14 protein-coding genes are annotated in these 16,155 nt (G+C 64.2%); 4 read left to right on the top strand and 10 right to left on the bottom strand.

Going from position 1 to position 16,155, the window contains the following annotated elements; all coding sequences use genetic code 11:
• Window positions 1–2: 2 nt before the first annotated feature.
• The gene (gene motA, locus AC5QPF_RS29230) at window positions 3–854 is read right to left on the bottom strand and encodes a flagellar motor stator protein MotA (protein ID WP_494961062.1); all 852 of its coding nucleotides are present in this window, start codon (window positions 852–854) and stop codon (window positions 3–5) included.
• Between the two features lie 131 nt (window positions 855–985).
• Between motA and AC5QPF_RS29235 the strand changes: the two genes are divergently transcribed.
• From AC5QPF_RS29235 to asd, 3 genes are read left to right on the top strand one after another with little or no spacing between them, the layout of a single operon-like run.
• Window positions 986–2,524 (top strand): HDOD domain-containing protein, encoded by a 1,539-nt coding sequence (locus tag AC5QPF_RS29235; RefSeq protein WP_494961063.1) that lies wholly within the window; start codon window positions 986–988, stop codon window positions 2,522–2,524.
• Between the two features lie 46 nt (window positions 2,525–2,570).
• On the top strand, window positions 2,571–3,380 hold the full coding sequence (locus AC5QPF_RS29240) for a rhodanese-like domain-containing protein (protein ID WP_494961064.1): 810 nt from the start codon (window positions 2,571–2,573) through the stop codon (window positions 3,378–3,380).
• 9 nt (window positions 3,381–3,389) lie between these two features.
• Entirely contained in the window at window positions 3,390–4,250 is an 861-nt protein-coding gene (asd, locus tag AC5QPF_RS29245) for an archaetidylserine decarboxylase (protein WP_494961065.1), read from the top strand.
• Between the two features lie 138 nt (window positions 4,251–4,388).
• Here the strand turns inward: asd and AC5QPF_RS29250 are convergent, their stop codons facing one another.
• Window positions 4,389–4,799: a lectin OAA family protein gene (locus AC5QPF_RS29250; protein ID WP_458979392.1), complete on the bottom strand. Its 411-nt coding sequence runs from the start codon at window positions 4,797–4,799 to the stop codon at window positions 4,389–4,391.
• A 151-nt stretch (window positions 4,800–4,950) separates the two neighbouring features.
• Window positions 4,951–6,165: a phosphoserine phosphatase SerB gene (gene serB, locus AC5QPF_RS29255; RefSeq protein ID WP_494961066.1), complete on the bottom strand. Its 1,215-nt coding sequence runs from the start codon at window positions 6,163–6,165 to the stop codon at window positions 4,951–4,953.
• A 135-nt stretch (window positions 6,166–6,300) separates the two neighbouring features.
• Between serB and AC5QPF_RS29260 the strand changes: the two genes are divergently transcribed.
• Window positions 6,301–7,806 carry a histidine kinase gene (locus AC5QPF_RS29260; RefSeq protein WP_494961067.1) on the top strand — a complete coding sequence of 502 codons (1,506 nt, stop codon included), beginning with the start codon at window positions 6,301–6,303 and terminating at the stop codon, window positions 7,804–7,806.
• Between the two features lie 230 nt (window positions 7,807–8,036).
• Here the strand turns inward: AC5QPF_RS29260 and AC5QPF_RS29265 are convergent, their stop codons facing one another.
• From AC5QPF_RS29265 to cpdA, 7 genes are all read right to left on the bottom strand, one after another.
• The gene (locus tag AC5QPF_RS29265; protein WP_494961068.1) at window positions 8,037–8,750 is read right to left on the bottom strand and encodes an ABC-type transport auxiliary lipoprotein family protein; all 714 of its coding nucleotides are present in this window, start codon (window positions 8,748–8,750) and stop codon (window positions 8,037–8,039) included.
• Window positions 8,751–8,919: 169 nt separating this feature from the next.
• Window positions 8,920–11,178, bottom strand: a complete 2,259-nt coding sequence (gene parC, locus AC5QPF_RS29270) for a DNA topoisomerase IV subunit A (RefSeq protein WP_494961069.1) — start codon at window positions 11,176–11,178, stop codon at window positions 8,920–8,922.
• Between the two features lie 10 nt (window positions 11,179–11,188).
• Window positions 11,189–11,707 carry a TIGR02281 family clan AA aspartic protease gene (locus tag AC5QPF_RS29275; RefSeq protein WP_494961070.1) on the bottom strand — a complete coding sequence of 173 codons (519 nt, stop codon included), beginning with the start codon at window positions 11,705–11,707 and terminating at the stop codon, window positions 11,189–11,191.
• On the bottom strand, window positions 11,704–12,690 hold the full coding sequence (locus tag AC5QPF_RS29280; RefSeq protein ID WP_494961071.1) for an esterase-like activity of phytase family protein: 987 nt from the start codon (window positions 12,688–12,690) through the stop codon (window positions 11,704–11,706). Before AC5QPF_RS29280 ends, AC5QPF_RS29275 begins: the two co-directional genes overlap by 4 nt.
• Window positions 12,687–14,591 carry a DNA topoisomerase IV subunit B gene (gene parE / locus AC5QPF_RS29285; RefSeq protein ID WP_494961072.1) on the bottom strand — a complete coding sequence of 635 codons (1,905 nt, stop codon included), beginning with the start codon at window positions 14,589–14,591 and terminating at the stop codon, window positions 12,687–12,689. Before parE ends, AC5QPF_RS29280 begins: the two co-directional genes overlap by 4 nt.
• 36 nt (window positions 14,592–14,627) lie before the next feature.
• A complete protein-coding gene (locus tag AC5QPF_RS29290) occupies window positions 14,628–15,236 on the bottom strand; it encodes a YqiA/YcfP family alpha/beta fold hydrolase (protein WP_494961073.1) in 609 nt (202 codons plus the stop codon).
• Window positions 15,237–15,341: 105 nt separating this feature from the next.
• Window positions 15,342–16,154: a 3',5'-cyclic-AMP phosphodiesterase gene (gene cpdA / locus AC5QPF_RS29295; RefSeq protein WP_494961074.1), complete on the bottom strand. Its 813-nt coding sequence runs from the start codon at window positions 16,152–16,154 to the stop codon at window positions 15,342–15,344.
• Window position 16,155: the final 1 nt, after the last annotated feature.

Raw genomic sequence — 16,155 nt, forward strand, 5'->3', positions numbered from 1 at the left:
GATCAGCGACCGCGGACTGCTTGTTCCAGCTCGGCGAAGCTCGGACGGTGCTTCGGATAGAGCACCTTGCGTCCGAACTCGACCGCCAGCGACGGCGGCATGCCGGAAGCCGAGGCCACCAGGGAAGCCTTGATCGCCTCGTAGGTGTTCAGCTCTTCCTTGGCATCGTGGGCCAGCGAGTTGGCCAGCGGGCCGAAGAAGCCGTACGCCGCGAGAATACCGAAGAAGGTACCGACCAGCGCCGCACCCACGTGCAGGCCGATCGACTTCTGGTCGCCGTCGCCGAGGGAGGCCATGGTCACCACGATACCCAGTACTGCCGCGACGATACCGAAGCCGGGCATGCCGTCGGCGATACCGGTCACCGCGTGGGACGGGTGCTCCAGCTCTTCCTTCAGGCTCAGCAATTCCATGTCGAACAGGCCTTCCAGTTCATGGGGTGCCATGTTGCCGGTGGACATGATCCGCAGGTAGTCGCAGATGAACGCGGTCATGCGCTCATCCTTCAGCACCGCCGGGTACTTGGCGAAGATCGGGCTGGCAGCGGCATCCTCGATGTCGCCTTCGATCGCCATCATGCCTTCGCGGCGGCTCTTGTTGAGGATCTCGTAGACCAGGCCAAGCACTTCTATATAGAAGGTGTGGGAGAAGCGGCTGCCGAACATGCTCAGCGACTTTTTCACCACGTGCATGGTCATATAGCCAGGGTTGGCCTGGAGGAACGCACCGAATGCGGCACCGCCGATGATCAGCACCTCGAAAGGCTGGATCAGGGCCGCGATCTTGCCGTGGGAGAGAACATATCCGCCAAGCACGCTCGCGAATACGACGATGATGCCGATAATTTTAGCCATAGGTAGAAAGTACTTACTGTCGGGTCTCGGGTCGGGGACGGAAGTTCGTAAAACTCTTCTTCTACTTATCGGCAGTTCTGCGCCAGACTATAGCCAGCGAAGGCGAAAAGCCAGCTTGGCCCACTTCCAGCATGCCTAGTGAAACCATCGTGCCAACTACCACTCCGAAGTCCCTCGACGCCTGGATCAAACTACTGGATGGCACTCACCTTCCGGTTCCCTGTCACAGCCACGACCGCGTGAAAGCGGCGATCGCGGACAGTCGCCGCTCGCTGCGCGACATTGCCGAAGTCATGCAGGATAGTCCGGCTTTGGTTCTCAGTGTGATGCGCGAAGCAAATCGGCATACCCACGCCACCATCGCCGAACCGGCGGAGAACCTCGAAGTCGCCCTCAACCGCCTGGGGCTGGCCCGGGTCGAGTCGCTGGTAGAGCGCCTGCACACTGCGCCGGTCGAAGAGATTCCCCTGGCGCTGCGTCAGTTGCAGATGATCAGCCAGCATGCGAGCCAGCAGGCCAGCGGTCTGTTCGCCAGTCGCCTGGCGCGGCTCTGGCAGGACATCCACTGGGGCAGCCTGCTGTTCCTTTCGCCGCTGTGGCCGCTGGCCCTGACTCATCCGCAATTGCTGGAGGAATGGGAAGTGCGCGTGGTGCACCGCGGCGAGCCGGCACCGAAAGTAGAGCGGGAATTGTTCGGTGTACGCTTGCTCGGCCTGTGCCAGGCGCTGGCCGAGTTCTGGCGCCTGCCAACCTGGGTCACCCAGGGCTACCACCTGCTGCAGGAGGAGCGCCGCTCGCTGGCCAGGGTCATGCACATCGCCCGCGACCACAAGAGCCCACTGCGCCAGCAACAGAAGCTGGACGCCGACCCGGCGTTGCGCCGCTGGTTCAACCATCCGGCCAATACCGTGCTGCTGGCCAACGGCCTGGCCCTGTCTGCGCAGCATGCGTGGACTGGCACGCACATCCGGCGCTGGCAACAACTGATCAGCCTCTATCTGCAGGCGTCGCTGGAGGAAGTCCAGAGCCAAAGCCATCAGCAGGCGGCGCAGAGTGCGCGCAAGCACGCGCTGGACGGCGTGTTTCATCCGGCACAGATGCTGCTCTGGCCGGCGAACGCCCGCTACATTCCCCGCGGCATGCAGCAAGCCGACACCCCCGACAGCAAGGCACTGGGCAACTGGAGCAAGTTCTGCGCCGAGCTGTTGAGCGAACCCACACCGTTCTCCAACGCCATGCATCTGACTTCCTACGCCCGCGAAGCCCTGCAGGCCTGCGGGATGAAGCGCGTGCTGCTACTGATGAGCGACAAGACCCAGAGCTTCCTGCGCGTCCACCAACTGGCCGGGCTGCCGCAACAGGCCGCCAACCTCACCGTACCGGTGACCCAGAGCAAGCTGCTGCAACGCCTGCTGACCCAGTCCGCCCAACTGCGCCTGACCCCACAGAACCACGCCCAGTTCTCCGCCCTGCTACCCACCAGTCTGCGCGCGCTGTTTCGCGGCGAACACCTGCTGCTGCGTTCGCTGTCGAACAACGGCAAGGTGGTAATGGTGCTGATGGCCGACCAGGGCGGCGGACCGTTCTCGGAAGTCAGCGTGCAGGCCTTCGGCAAGACCGCGCAGTGCCTCGAGCGCGCCCTCGCCACCTTCAGCAACCGTAGCGCCTGACCCTGCGTTACAATCGCCACCCTCTGTTCCGATCTGGAGTCTCTGGATGACCGACTTTTCTGGCTTGCCCCTGGTGATCGAACCGGCAGACCTGCTGCCGCGCCTCGATTCGGCGGAACTGATCCTGGTCGACCTGACCAGCGCCAATCGCTACGGCAGCGGCCATCTCCCCGGTGCCCGCTTCGTCGATCCCAAGCGCACGCAACTGGGCCAGCCACCGGCGCCGGGCCTGGCACCGGCCAAGGCCGAGCTGGAAAAGCTGTTCGGCGAACTCGGCCATCGTGCCAACGCCACCTATGTGGTCTATGACGACGAAGGCGGCGGCTGGGCTGGACGCTTCATCTGGCTGCTGGATGTCATCGGTCATACCCGTTACCACTACTTGAACGGCGGCGTGCAGGCCTGGCCGGCCAACAAGCTGAGCACCGAGGTACCGGCCCCGGCCGGCGGACCGGTGCATCTGGCCCTGCACGAGGAGCCGACGGCCACCCGCGAATACCTGCAAAGCCGTCTCGGCGCTGCCGACCTGGCGATCTGGGATGCGCGCAGCCCCGGCGAGTACCGCGGCGACAAGGTCCTGGCCGCCAAGGGCGGGCACATCCCCGGCGCGGTCAATTTCGAGTGGACCGCCGGCATGGACCTCAACGACAACCTGCGCATTCGCAAGGATATGCCGCAGATTCTCGAACAGCTCGGCATCAGCAAGGACAAGGAAGTGGTCACCCACTGCCAGACACACCACCGCTCGGGCTTCACCTACCTGGTGGCCAAGCACCTGGGCTACCCACGGGTCAAGGCGTACGCCGGCTCCTGGGGCGAATGGGGCAACCATCCGGACACGCCCGTCGAAGTTTAAGGAAACCCAATGAAATCCCGTTTGTTCATCATCAGCCAGTACCTGCTGCCCCACCACCTGCTTTCGCGCCTGGCCGGCTGCGTCGCCGAATGCCGCGTGCGCTGGTTCAAGAACGCGTTCACCCAATGGTTCGCCAAGCGTTACCAGGTGGACATGTCCCAGGCCCTGGTAGAAGACATCACCGCCTACGAGCACTTCAACGACTTCTTCACCCGCGCCCTGAAGCCAGGCGCCCGCCCGCTGGACGAGACCCCGGGCGCGATCCTCTGCCCGGCCGACGGTGCCATCAGCCAGCTCGGCCCAATCGAGCACGGTCGCATCTTCCAGGCCAAGGGTCACAGCTTCAGCGCCCAGGAACTGCTCGGCGGTGACCCGGCCAATGCCGCGCCGTTCATGGGCGGCGAGTTCGCCACCGTGTACCTGTCGCCGAAGGACTACCACCGCGTGCACATGCCTCTGGCCGGCACCCTGCGGGAAATGATCTACGTCCCGGGTCGTCTGTTCTCGGTGAACCAGACCACTGCGGAAAACGTTCCCGAGCTGTTCGCTCGCAACGAGCGCGTGGTCTGCCTGTTCGATACCGAGCGCGGCCCGATGGCCGTAGTGCTGGTGGGCGCGATGATCGTCGCCTCGATCGAGACGGTATGGGCCGGTCTGGTCACCCCGCCGAAGCGTGAGCTGAAAACCTTCCGCTACGACGAAGCGTCGCGCGCGCCGATCCACCTGGAGAAAGGTGCGGAGCTGGGTCGCTTCAAGCTGGGCTCGACCGCCATCGTGCTGTTCGGACCGGAGCAGGTGAAGTGGGCCGAGAGCCTGGGCGCAGGTTCTGCGGTGTCCATGGGGCAGTGCCTGGCGCTGCCCAAGGCTTGAGGGCAGCCGTAAGCTTCAAGCTGCAAGCCATAAGAAAAAGCGAGAGCTGCGTCGCTGCTTTTTCTTGCAGCTTGAAACTTGCAGCTTGCCGCTGAAAAACCGCCCCCGGCAGAGGGGGCGGTTCTTCAACCCGACGCCTTACTCCAGATGACTACGGAAGCCGATCGGCCCTTCGTTGTCATAGGTGTTGGTGCCATCGAGGCTCTTGCCACCATCGTTGGACTTGACGCTCAGGGCGACGACGCTCTGGTTGTCACGGCCGCCAATGACCCATTCGCCACCCGGATGCCAAGGGGCATCGTTGCCACCCCACTGGTTCTGGACTTCGTAGCGGTTTTGCGCGACACGCTTGGCCTTGAAGCCAATCGGGCCTTCGCCCGAATAGGTCATGTTGCCCTTGAAAGTCACACCGCCATCACCGGAACGGATATCGATGGCTACCACGTGTTGATTGTCCCGCGCACCGAGTTTCCAGGTTCCACCTGGATGCCACGGCGCACTGTTGCCACCCCATTGGTTTTGAACTGCGTACTTGTTCGTAATCGCCATGAACTTCATCTCCTTGAAGTTGCTGGTGGGGACCGGCCAGTTTCCGGACCGGCCGTGCGACCCTCGGGAACGGGCCGCACGCGAGCAAGCCTAGCCGCCGCTCAAAGAACGTCAGGGCGCAAGGGACGAATGGTTAGAACCGTTCGCTCTATCACGCATTTCCTTCGCGATCGCGCATGCCCAGGAGATAGAGCACGCCGTCCAGACCCAAGGTGGAAATCGCCTGCTTGGCCGACTGGCGAACCAGCGGCTTGGCGCGGAAGGCCACGCCCAGGCCGGCGATGCCAAGCATCGGCAGGTCGTTGGCGCCGTCTCCCACGGCGATGGTCTGCTCCATCTGCAAGCCTTCCTTGCGCGCCAGTTCGGCAAGCAGGTCCGCCTTGCGCTGCGCGTCGACGATCGGCTCGATGGCGACACCGGTGACCTTGCCATCGACCACTTCCAGCTCGTTGGCGAACACATAGTCGATGCCCAGCTTGGCCTGCAATTGCTTGGCAAAATAGGTGAAGCCGCCTGAGAGGATGGCCGTCTTGTAGCCCAGGCGCTTGAGTTCGGCAAACAGGGTTTCGGCGCCTTCGGTCAGGCGCAGCGAGGCACCGATTTCGTCCAGCACGTTGACGTCCAGGCCTTTGAGCAGCGCCAGGCGCTCCTTGAAACTGGCTCGGAAGTCCAGCTCGCCGCGCATGGCGCGCTCGGTAATTTCCGAGACCTGCTCACCGACGCCGGCGGCCTTGGCCAACTCGTCGATCACCTCGGCCTCGATCAGCGTCGAGTCCATGTCGAACACCGCCAGGCGGCGGTTGCGGCGGAACAGGGAGTCCTGCTGGAAAGCGATGTCGACATTGAGCTCCTGGGCCACGCTGAGGAACTCGGCACGTAGCGCCTGCGGGTCGGCCGGCTCGCCGCGCACGGAAAACTCGATGCACCCCTTGCCCTGCTCCGCCGGGGTGTCCAGCGCCACGCGACCGGACAGGCGGTCGATATGGTCGATGTTCAAGCCGTACTGCGCAGTAATGGAGCTGACGCGCTGCAACTGCTCGGCGGTGACCTTGCGGGTCAGCAGAGTGACGATGTGGCGCGGCTTGCCCTGGTTGGCCACCCAGTTACGGTAGTCGTCTTCGGACACCGGGGTGAAGCGCACCTGCTGGTTCAGCTCGTAGCCGGTGAACAGCAGGTCCTTGAGCACCGAGGAACCCTGCTCGGTAGCGGGGATTTCGACGAGGATGCCGAAGGACAGGGTGTCATGGATCACCGCCTGGCCAATATCGAGAATATTCACACCGCCACGGGCCAGGACGCCGGTAATGGCCGCGGTCAGACCGGGACGGTCCTCACCGGTGATGTTGATCAAGACGATTTCGCGCAAGACGGGCTCCAGGACGTGCAAAAAATACGCATTCTACCGCCTTTTGCAGACCATCGGGCGCAGTCGATGCTTTGCCGTCCGAGGGTCGCTCGCTATACTGCGCAGCAATTTCTCCGTCATAAAGAGCCGCGCTCAGTGAACCGGCCCACGCCCGTCAAAACCGACAATTTCTTCCTGCTGATCTTTCGTGCCCTGCGTCAGCGTCGCGTGCCACTGGCATTGCGCATCGCCTGCCACAACATCTTCCTGGTTGCCTTGGCGCTGGTGATTTACGCCTGCGTTATGGGTTTGCAGTTCAAGGAAGCCATGCATGAACAGGCCGACGCCCTCGGGCAGAGCCTGACCACTCAGACCGCGACCTCCGCCACCGAACTGCTGGTGTCCAACGACATCCTCAGCCTCAATGTGCTGCTCGGCAATCTGGTGAAGAACCCGCTGGTGGCCCATGCCGCCATCTACAGCGTGGACAACCGCATCCTCGCCGAGGCCGGGCAGCGTCCGAAGAACAGCCTGCTGGGCGAGGCCGAGGGCCTGTACCAGACCAAGATCACCTTCCAGGACGTCACCGCCGGGCAGTTGCGCATCAGCCTGGACATGAGCCAGTTCCAGCAGCCGATGACCATCAGCCTGCAGAGCATGGGCATCCTTGCCGGCATCCTGCTGGCCCTGGCGCTGACCATGAGTCTGCGCCTCGGCCGCTACGTCTCCACGCCGCTGCTGCAACTGCGGGTGTGGCTGCGTGACCTCGACGAATACACCCCGGCCACCGAGCGCCAGGACGAGATCGGCGACCTTGCCCGCCAACTGCACGCACGCTTCGCCCCGCCGCCGAAGGAAGTCGAGCCGGAGCCGGAGGTCGAGGACGACTTCGAAGAAGACGCCGAGCCGTTCGAAGTGCGTGACCTGCGTGATCCGGGCTTCGACGAGGCGCCACCAGTCGCCCGTCCGAAAGCACGCAGCATCGAAGCAGAAGAAGACGAGGACGACGACGCCTTTGCCGACCTGGGCGACATGGCTGCCCCTGCCACCGCCACCTCAGCGAAGCCGGCCGCGCCACGGGAACCGCAGAAGAGTGCGGTGCTTGCTGTGCAACTGGGTTCCCAGGAACAACTTCGGCGCTTGCCCCGTACGCGTCTGACCGAACTGCTGGACCGCTACCGCGACTGCCTGGACCAGGCCGCATCGCTGTATGAAGGCGAAGTGGAAACCCTGAACGACGGTAGCACCCTGCTGCTGTTCCACAGCCAGGAAAGCGGCGAGGACTACCTGACCAACGCCATCTGCTGCGGCGAGCTGCTGCGGGCGCTGGGGCATGCCTTGCAAGTGGAAGTGGCCGACAGCGGCATCACCCTGCAGTTGCAACTGGGCCTGGCACTGGGTGAAGACCTGCAGGGCCTGAGCCAGATCGACCTGCTGCTGACCGAGAAGGCCCAGGACGCCCTGGCCCTGTCGCAGCACAGCCGCAACCTGCTGCTGGTGGAACGCAAGATCAGCGATGACGCACTGATTCGCCAGCGCGCGCGGATCCGGCCGATTGCCAGTCCCGAGGGGGCTTGCTGTGTGGAGCGGTTGATGGAGCCTTATCCGTCGATGCTGGAGCGCCAGCTGGCGCGGATGCATGAGCGGCAAGTGAAGAGCTGAGCCATCGGGTGCTGCTGATGGCCTCATCGCTGGCAAGCCAGCTACAGGGTTAGCGGCGATCTGAAGGCATATGCTGCTTGCCAACCCCTGAGAAACTGCAGTGTTCTCAAGGTTTGCACTGTACCTGTGGGAGCTGGCTTGCCAGCGATGAGGCCAGTGAAATCACCCACAATCTCAAGTCCAATGAAAAAGCCCGCATCGCTGCGGGCTTTTTCATGTCTGGTGCAACCTCAGAAGCGGAACACTTCCATATCGGTGCGAATCGGCGAAGCCATCGGGATCTTCGGCTTCTCCGGCTCCTTGCGCACCTGCACCGGCGCGGCCGGTTTCTTCGGCGGAGCTTCCTCAGCGAGTGCCGGCTGGTTGGCCAGCGGCTTCACCGCGGTACTCAGCTGTTCGGCCAGGCGCTGCAGCAACTGGCCCTGGGCCTGCACCTGCGCCGACGAACTGCCGCTGTGCGGCTGCTCAAGGTGAACGATGCGGTTGTCACGCACCTGGCCACGACGATCGAGCAGACGCCATTGCGCATCAAGGATCGCCGGCTGGTTGGCCCCGGAATCCAGGCGGGTGATCGACAGCAGCACCTGCACATCCGGGTTGAAACCGGTACTGGCCGGGGCCAGAACCACCCGCTGGCTGTCCAGGCGCCAGGCCAGCTGGCGTACCAGCAATTGATCGATATCGGCGGAGAGGCTGCCGGCCCAGCGACCGTCGGTCGCTGCGGTGAGGCTGCCATCCGGCTGGCGCTGCAGCAGGGTTTCCCGTTGCAGGTAGTCGGCGACCGATACCGGCCCCAGTACCACCGCCATGCCGGCGCTCTGCTTCGGCTGCCCCGGCGCGCCGCTGTCAAGCTGATAGAGCGCGACCGGCTGGTGCATGCTGCACCCGGCCAGGCCCAATACGCCCGTCAGCAGTAGAACAAATGGAAGGCGCAGAAAAGTCATCATCCCATCCAGGCGGCCACCACACGGCACCGCAGCGATACTTACGAATTCATTCGGGCACCCAGCCACGCTGGCACCGCAGGGGGCCTATCATCCGCGAATTTGCGGCATGACTCCAGTATTTACGCCCGGAACGCGTAGGAATAGCGTTTCCGGGCATGTAAGACAGTTACTCCGGACTGTCGACCAACAGCGCGTCGACCCGCTGGAAGCCACGCGGCAACTTGTTGCCACGGCGCCCACGCTCGCCCTTGTAGTGCTCCAGGTCCTCACCCTTGAGCGATAGGGTACGCTTGCCGGCCTGCAATACAAGGGTCGCTCCGTCGGAGAGTACCGCCATGTCCGTGACATATTCTTCACGACTGGCGACCCGATCACCGGGTATGCCAATGATCTTGTTGCCTTTGCCTTTGCCCAGTTGCGGCAGGTCGCTGATCTTGAACACCAGCAAGCGCCCCTCGGTGGTCACCGCTGCCAGCCAGTTCTGCTCGCGATCGGCCACCGGCCGCGGTGCCAGTACCTTCGCGCCGTTCGGCAGGCTGAGCAGGGCCTTGCCCGCCTTGTTCTTGGCCTGCAGGTCTTCACCCTTGACCACGAAGCCGTAGCCCGCGTCGGAAGCGATGACGTACAGCGCCTCGTCGTCCGGCAGCAGCACGCATTCGAAGGACGCACCCGGCGGCGGCGTCAGACGGCCTGTCAGCGGCTCGCCCTGGCCCCGTGCCGACGGCAGGGTATGAGCCGCGACCGAATAGCTGCGCCCGGTTGAGTCGATGAACACGGCGAACTGGTTGGAGCGCCCCGCCGCCGCCACCTTGAAGCCATCGCCCGCCTTGTACGACAAGCCGGTGGCATCGATATCGTGGCCCTTGGCGCAACGCACCCAGCCTTTTTCCGACAGCACCACGGTGACCGGCTCGGTCGGCATCAGCTCGTTTTCCGACAGCGCCTTGGCCTCGGCACGAGCGACGATCGGCGAGCGACGGTCATCGCCGTAGGTTTCCGCGTCCTTGAGCAGCTCGCTACGCACCAGCTTGCGCAGCTTGGCATCGCTGCCCAGCAGGCCTTGCAGCTTGGCCTGTTCCTTCAGCAGTTCTTCCTGCTCGCCGCGGATCTTCATCTCTTCCAGCCGCGCCAATTGGCGCAGACGGGTTTCGAGGATGTAGTCGGCCTGGATCTCGGTCAGCTCGAAGCGGGCAATCAGCGCCTGTTTCGGATGCTCCTCGGTCCGGATGATATGGATCACCTCGTCGAGGTTGAGGAACGCCACCAGCAAACCGTCCAGCAGGTGCAGGCGACGCTCGACCTTGTCGAGGCGGAACTTCAGGCGGCGACGAACGGTAGCGATGCGGAATTCCAGCCACTCCACCAGCAGCGCACGCAGGTTCTTCAGTTGCGGCCGGCCGTCGAGGCCGATGATGTTGACGTTGACCCGATAACTCGACTCCAGGTCGGTGGTGGCGAACAGGTGCTGCATCAGCTCGTCGAGGTCGACCCGGTTGGAGCGGGCGATGATGACGATGCGGCACGGGTTTTCGTGGTCCGACTCGTCACGCAGGTCGGCAACCATTGGCAGCTTCTTGGCCTGCATCTGCGCGGCAATCTGCTCAAGCACCTTGGCCCCGGAGACCTGGTGCGGCAGTGCGGTGACGACGATATCGCCATCCTCGATGCGATAGACGGCACGCATGCGGATCGAGCCGCGACCGCTTTCGTAGATCTTCAGCAGTTCGGCACGCGGGGTGATGATTTCCGCTTCGGTCGGATAGTCGGGGCCCTGGATATGCTCGCAGAGCTGCTCGACGGTGGCTTTCGGCTCATCCAGCAGGCGCACGCAGGCGCTGGCCACTTCCCGCAGGTTGTGCGGCGGCACGTCGGTGGCCATGCCGACCGCAATACCGGTGGTGCCGTTGAGGAGGATATTCGGCAAACGTGCCGGCAACACGGCAGGTTCTTCCAGGGTACCGTCGAAGTTCGGCACCCAGTCCGCAGTGCCCTGGCCCAGTTCGCTGAGCAGCACTTCGGAATAGCGCGACAGGCGCGCCTCGGTGTAACGCATGGCGGCGAAGGATTTCGGATCGTCCGGCGCACCCCAGTTGCCCTGGCCGTCGACCAGGGTGTAGCGGTAGCTGAACGGCTGCGCCATCAGCACCATGGCTTCGTAGCAGGCCGAGTCGCCGTGGGGGTGGAATTTACCGAGCACGTCACCGACGGTACGCGCCGACTTCTTGTGCTTGGAGTCGGCATCCAGGCCCAGCTCGCTCATGGCGTAGACGATACGCCGCTGAACCGGTTTCAGGCCGTCGCCGACGTGCGGCAGGGCCCGGTCCATGATCACGTACATGGAATAGTTGAGGTAGGCCTGTTCGGTGAAGTCGGCCAGTGACCGGCGCTCTACGCCATCGAGGCTCAGATCAAGGGAGTCGCTCATGCGGGCCTCATCAGTTCAAGGTCTGGCGCAGCAGCAAGGTGCCGCCGCGCTGGGTGAATTCAAGTCGTTGCAGGGCACTCATGCCCAGGAGTACCTGGTTGCCGTCCAGTCCGGGGACCACCAGGGCGCGAACGTCGCGCAGCAGGATATCGCCCAATTGCACGCTGTCCAGACGGGTGCGGTACCCTTCGGTCCGGCCATTGGCGGTGCTCAGGGTTACCGGTGCGCCACGCTCCAGGCCAAAGTCGCGGGCCAGGGACTCGGGAATCGCCACGTCGGTGGCACCGGTGTCGAGCATGAAATGCACGGCCTGGCCGTTGATCAGGCCATCCGCGACGAAATGCCCCTGGCCGTTGCTGGCCAGGCGCACCTCGACGAAACCATCGCCGTGCTGCGAGGTGAGCTGGGTGTTGGGGTTGGCCTGCTTGTCCTCCCATGCGCCGAAGAAGCGCGTGGCGAGAAACAGCCCGGCGGCCCAGGCCAACACCATGAACACTCGCCCGATCCGCTGGCCCGGGGTCTGGCTCATTTCTTCGCGCTCCAGCCGCCTTTCGGCGCGGCGAAGCGCCAGACGATCGGCCGGTCCTCACCGTCGGCGCGAGTGCCGCCGTTGTTGTCGACGCCGATCCAGGCGCCCTCGGCGTCGATCACCAGCGCTTCGGCCAGGCCATAGGGCTGGCTGTAGCGCCGCGAGTCGACCAGCGCATCGGCGGCGAACGACCAGCAACGCTCGACCTGCGCGGTCTGCGGGTCACGCCGGCAGATGCGGTAGGCGTTGCGTTCCAGGGTGAACAGCTTGCCGTCGAACAGCGCCAGGTCGGAGAAATCCCGCGAGACCTCCCGCGCCTGGGGGAATTGCTCGGGTTGCAGTTCGGTGCCGGCTTCGCTGAGCAGGACGCAGGTAGCGCCGCAGGTCCAGGTGCTTTGCTGGCGATTCACCAGCAGCAGGCCACGGCGCTCGCGCTCCGCCGCCAGCCACAGCCGATCGCCCGCCGGGCTGACGGCGAGGCCTTCGAAGAGTGCGTTGAAATGCAGGAGCATGCCGCTGGCGCGGGCCTGGCGAATCATGCTCGGGTCGATGCGCAGCCAGTTCGGCTCACCGTCCAGCGGCACCTGCAGCACGGCGGCATGGGCTTCGCTGACGATGTAGTGGTTGCCTGCCGCGTCGCAGCTCACGCCCTCGAAATCGAGATCGCCGCCACGCACCAGCGAGGCAGCCCACTGCCGCGAACGCAGGCCCAGCGGGAAGCCGGCGTCCGGCACCGGCGGCACCGCCAGCGGTACGCCTACGGCCTGCCAGACCTGACCCGTGGTATCGAGCTTGTACAGCAGGTCGTCGTCGCGGTCGGACACTGTCCACAGGGTGCCATTGCACAGCGCCAGCCCGGACAGGTTGCCGCCGCGCATGCCCTCCACCGGATGCTCGGAGAGCATCTTCAGCTCCGCCCAGGGCTCGGCCATGGCCGGCGCTGCGAGCAGCGCCAGCAGGCCGGCCAGCAGGACACGGATCAAGCCATGACCTCGGCCAGGTTGCCGTTGCTTTCCAGCCAGCTCTTGCGGTCGCTGGCACGCTTCTTGGCCAGGAGCATGTCCATGATTTCCCGGGTCTGCTCGAAGTCATCCAGGGTCAGCTGGACCAGGCGCCGGGTGTTCGGGTCCATGGTGGTTTCGCGCAGTTGCGGCGGGTTCATCTCGCCCAGGCCCTTGAATCGGGTGACCTGCGGCTTGCCGCGTTTCTTCTCGGCCACCAGGCGGTCGAGGATGCCGTCACGCTCGGCCTCGTCGAGGGCGTAGTAGATTTCCTTGCCAAGGTCGATGCGGTACAGCGGCGGCATCGCCACGTAGACATGGCCGGCTTCCACCAGCGGACGGAAATGCTGGACGAACAGGGCACAGAGCAGCGTGGCGATGTGCAGGCCGTCGGAGTCGGCGTCGGCGAGGATGCAGATCTTGCCGTAGCGCAGCTGGCTGAGGTCGGCGGCGCCAGGGTCGACGCCGATGGCCACGGCGATGTTGTGCACTTCCTGGCTGGCCAGGACTTCGCCGCCATCCACTTCCCAGGTATTCAGGATTTTCCCGCGCAGCGGCAGAATCGCCTGGAACTCCTTGTCGCGGGCCTGCTTGGCTGAACCGCCAGCGGAATCACCCTCGACCAGGAACAGCTCGGCACGCATCGGGTCCTGGCCTGCGCAGTCGGCCAGCTTGCCCGGCAATGCAGGGCCTTGGGTGACGCGCTTGCGCTCGACCTTCTTGCTCGCCTTGAGACGACGACCGGCGTTGCTGATGGCCAGTTCGGCCAGTTGCATGCCCAGCTCGGGGTGGGCGTTGAGCCACAGGCTGAAGGCATCCTTGACCACCCCGGAAACGAAGGCCGCGGCCTCGCGGGACGACAGGCGCTCTTTGGTCTGCCCGGAGAACTGCGGTTCCTGCATCTTCATCGAAAGAACGAAGGTGATGCGTTCCCAGACGTCTTCCGGGGCCAGCTTGACCCCGCGCGGCAGCAGGTTGCGGAACTCGCAGAACTCGCGCATCGCATCCAGCAGGCCCTGGCGCAGGCCGTTGACGTGAGTGCCGCCTTGGGCGGTGGGGATCAGGTTGACGTAGCTTTCCTGCACCGCGTCGCCGCCTTCCGGCAGCCACAGCAGGGCCCAGTCCACAGCTTCCTTGTTGCCGGCCAGGCTGCCGCAGAACGGCTCATCCGGCAGGCGCAGGTATTCACTGACCGAGTCGACCAGGTAGGAGCGCAGGCCGTCCTCGTAGTGCCACTCGACTTTCTCGCCGGAGCTCTTGTCCTCGAAGGTCACGGTCAGGCCCGGGCACAGTACGGCCTTGGCCTTGAGCACGTGCTTGAGCCGGCTGACGGAGAATTTCGGCGAGTCGAAATACTTGGGATCCGGCGCAAAGTACACGCTGGTGCCGGTGTTGCGCTTGCCCACGGTGCCGATGACTTCCAGTTCGCTGGCCTTGAAGCCATCGGCGAAGGTCATCTGGTACTCGTTGCCGTCGCGCTTGACCCGCACCCGCACCTGGGTCGACAGGGCGTTGACCACCGAGATGCCGACGCCGTGCAGACCGCCGGAGAACTGGTAATTCTTGTTGGAGAACTTGCCGCCGGCGTGCAGCTTGGTAAGGATCAGCTCGACCCCGGACACGCCCTCTTCCGGGTGGATATCCACCGGCATGCCGCGACCGTCGTCACAGACCTCCAGGGAATGGTCGGCGTGAAGAATCACCTGCACCGAACGGGCGTGGCCAGCCAGGGCTTCGTCGACGCTGTTGTCGATGACTTCCTGGGCCAGGTGGTTGGGGCGGCTGGTGTCGGTGTACATGCCCGGACGCTTGCGTACCGGGTCAAGGCCCGAGAGGACTTCGATGGCGTCTGCGTTATAGGCGCTAGCGCTGGGATTGGCCATGGGTTCTCGTCGTCATTCGTGGGTGAAAATAGTCAATCAAAATACAGAAAAATCGAGACTTTGATACGTATGTGCGTCAATCCCTGCGTAGGCCAGCAGAGCTGGCAGGTGCAGGGCGAAGCCCTGGAAGCTGTGGTCACCACCGGCTTCGATGCGTAGGGCGCAGGCCCGATAGAAGCGCTCGGCGCGGCGATAATCCAGGGTTTCGTCGCCGGTCTGCAGCCATACCTGGTAACGCACTGCATCGACCGGTGCCGGTACTTCCAGCTCGGCCAGGGCCGTGACGTGGTCGTGGGTCAGCTCCCAGGTCTCGCCGCTATAGTGGTTGACCTGGGTGCCCAGGTAGCCGTCGAACAACTGGTGCGGGTTGACCGCCGGGTTGATCAACAGCGCCTTGAGCCCGTGGCGCTCGGCCAGATGGGTGGCATAGTAGCCGCCGAGGGAACTGCCGACCAGCAACGGCCGGCCCAGCTCGGCGATATCCGCCTCCAGCTGGGCGATAGCCTGGCGCGGATGGTGATGCAGCGCCGGGACACGCAGCTGGCCGGACAGGCCGATGCGTTTCATCACCGCCTGCAACTGGCTGGCCTTCATCGAGCTCGGCGAGCTGTTCAAACCATGGATGTAAAGGATCGAGCCCGACATTTCGCCCCCGGGAAGTCCATGAACCGCCCGCGGTGGCGGGCGCAAAGACGCGCAGTTTAGCCTGATAACCGGGAAATGATTCAGCTTTAGCGTTTGCTTGATACTTCAGTAGCCGTTGCCGTAGTCCACGGTGAAGGCGAAATCCTTCAGCCGGGAGACCCCTGTTTCCAGGCGGCCATCATCGTGCAAGACCAGCCAGCGGTAACCGGGGGGGGTCTGGTCGTCGACCTGGAAGTCCTCGCTGCGCGGGGCGAACTGGATGCAGGTCGAGGGCGAGGCGAGCAGGCGCCGGCCGTCCAGTTGCTGGTCCCATTCCTGGTGGATGTGTCCCCAGAGCAACGCACGCACCTGTGGATAAGGTTTCAGCGTGGCGAACAGTGCCTCGGGATTGCGCAGGCCGATGGGCGCCATCCAGGCACAGTCGATGGAGATCGGTTGATGATGGAAGCACACCAGGCAATGGCGCCCGCCGGCGCTGCTCAAAGCCTGGTCGAGCAATTGCAACTGGTCGGTTTCGAGACGCCCCGGGACACTGCCAGGGATCGACGAATCGAGCATGATCACCCGCCAGTTGCCGATGTCGGTGACCGGCTCAAGCAGGTCGGTGCCCGACGCGACGCGCTCCATCGGCAGCGGTTCGTCATGATTGCCAGCCAGCCAGCGCGCCGGGGCGCCGATGACGGCGGTCATGTCGCGGAAATGCTGGTAGGACGCTTCCGTACCATCCTGGGAAAGATCACCGGTGGCCAGTACCAGGTCAATCCGCGGCTGCTCGGCGAGCACCTGATCGATCACCCGTTGCAGGCTGTCACGGGTATTCATGCCCAGCAGTGAACCCTCGCCATCGGCGAACAGATGACTGTCTGAAAGCTGCACCAGACGAACCGGGGCACCGAATGAGGGGGTTGCTTGCGGCAAG

Source organism: Pseudomonas sp. Con_6, from assembly GCF_059379395.1.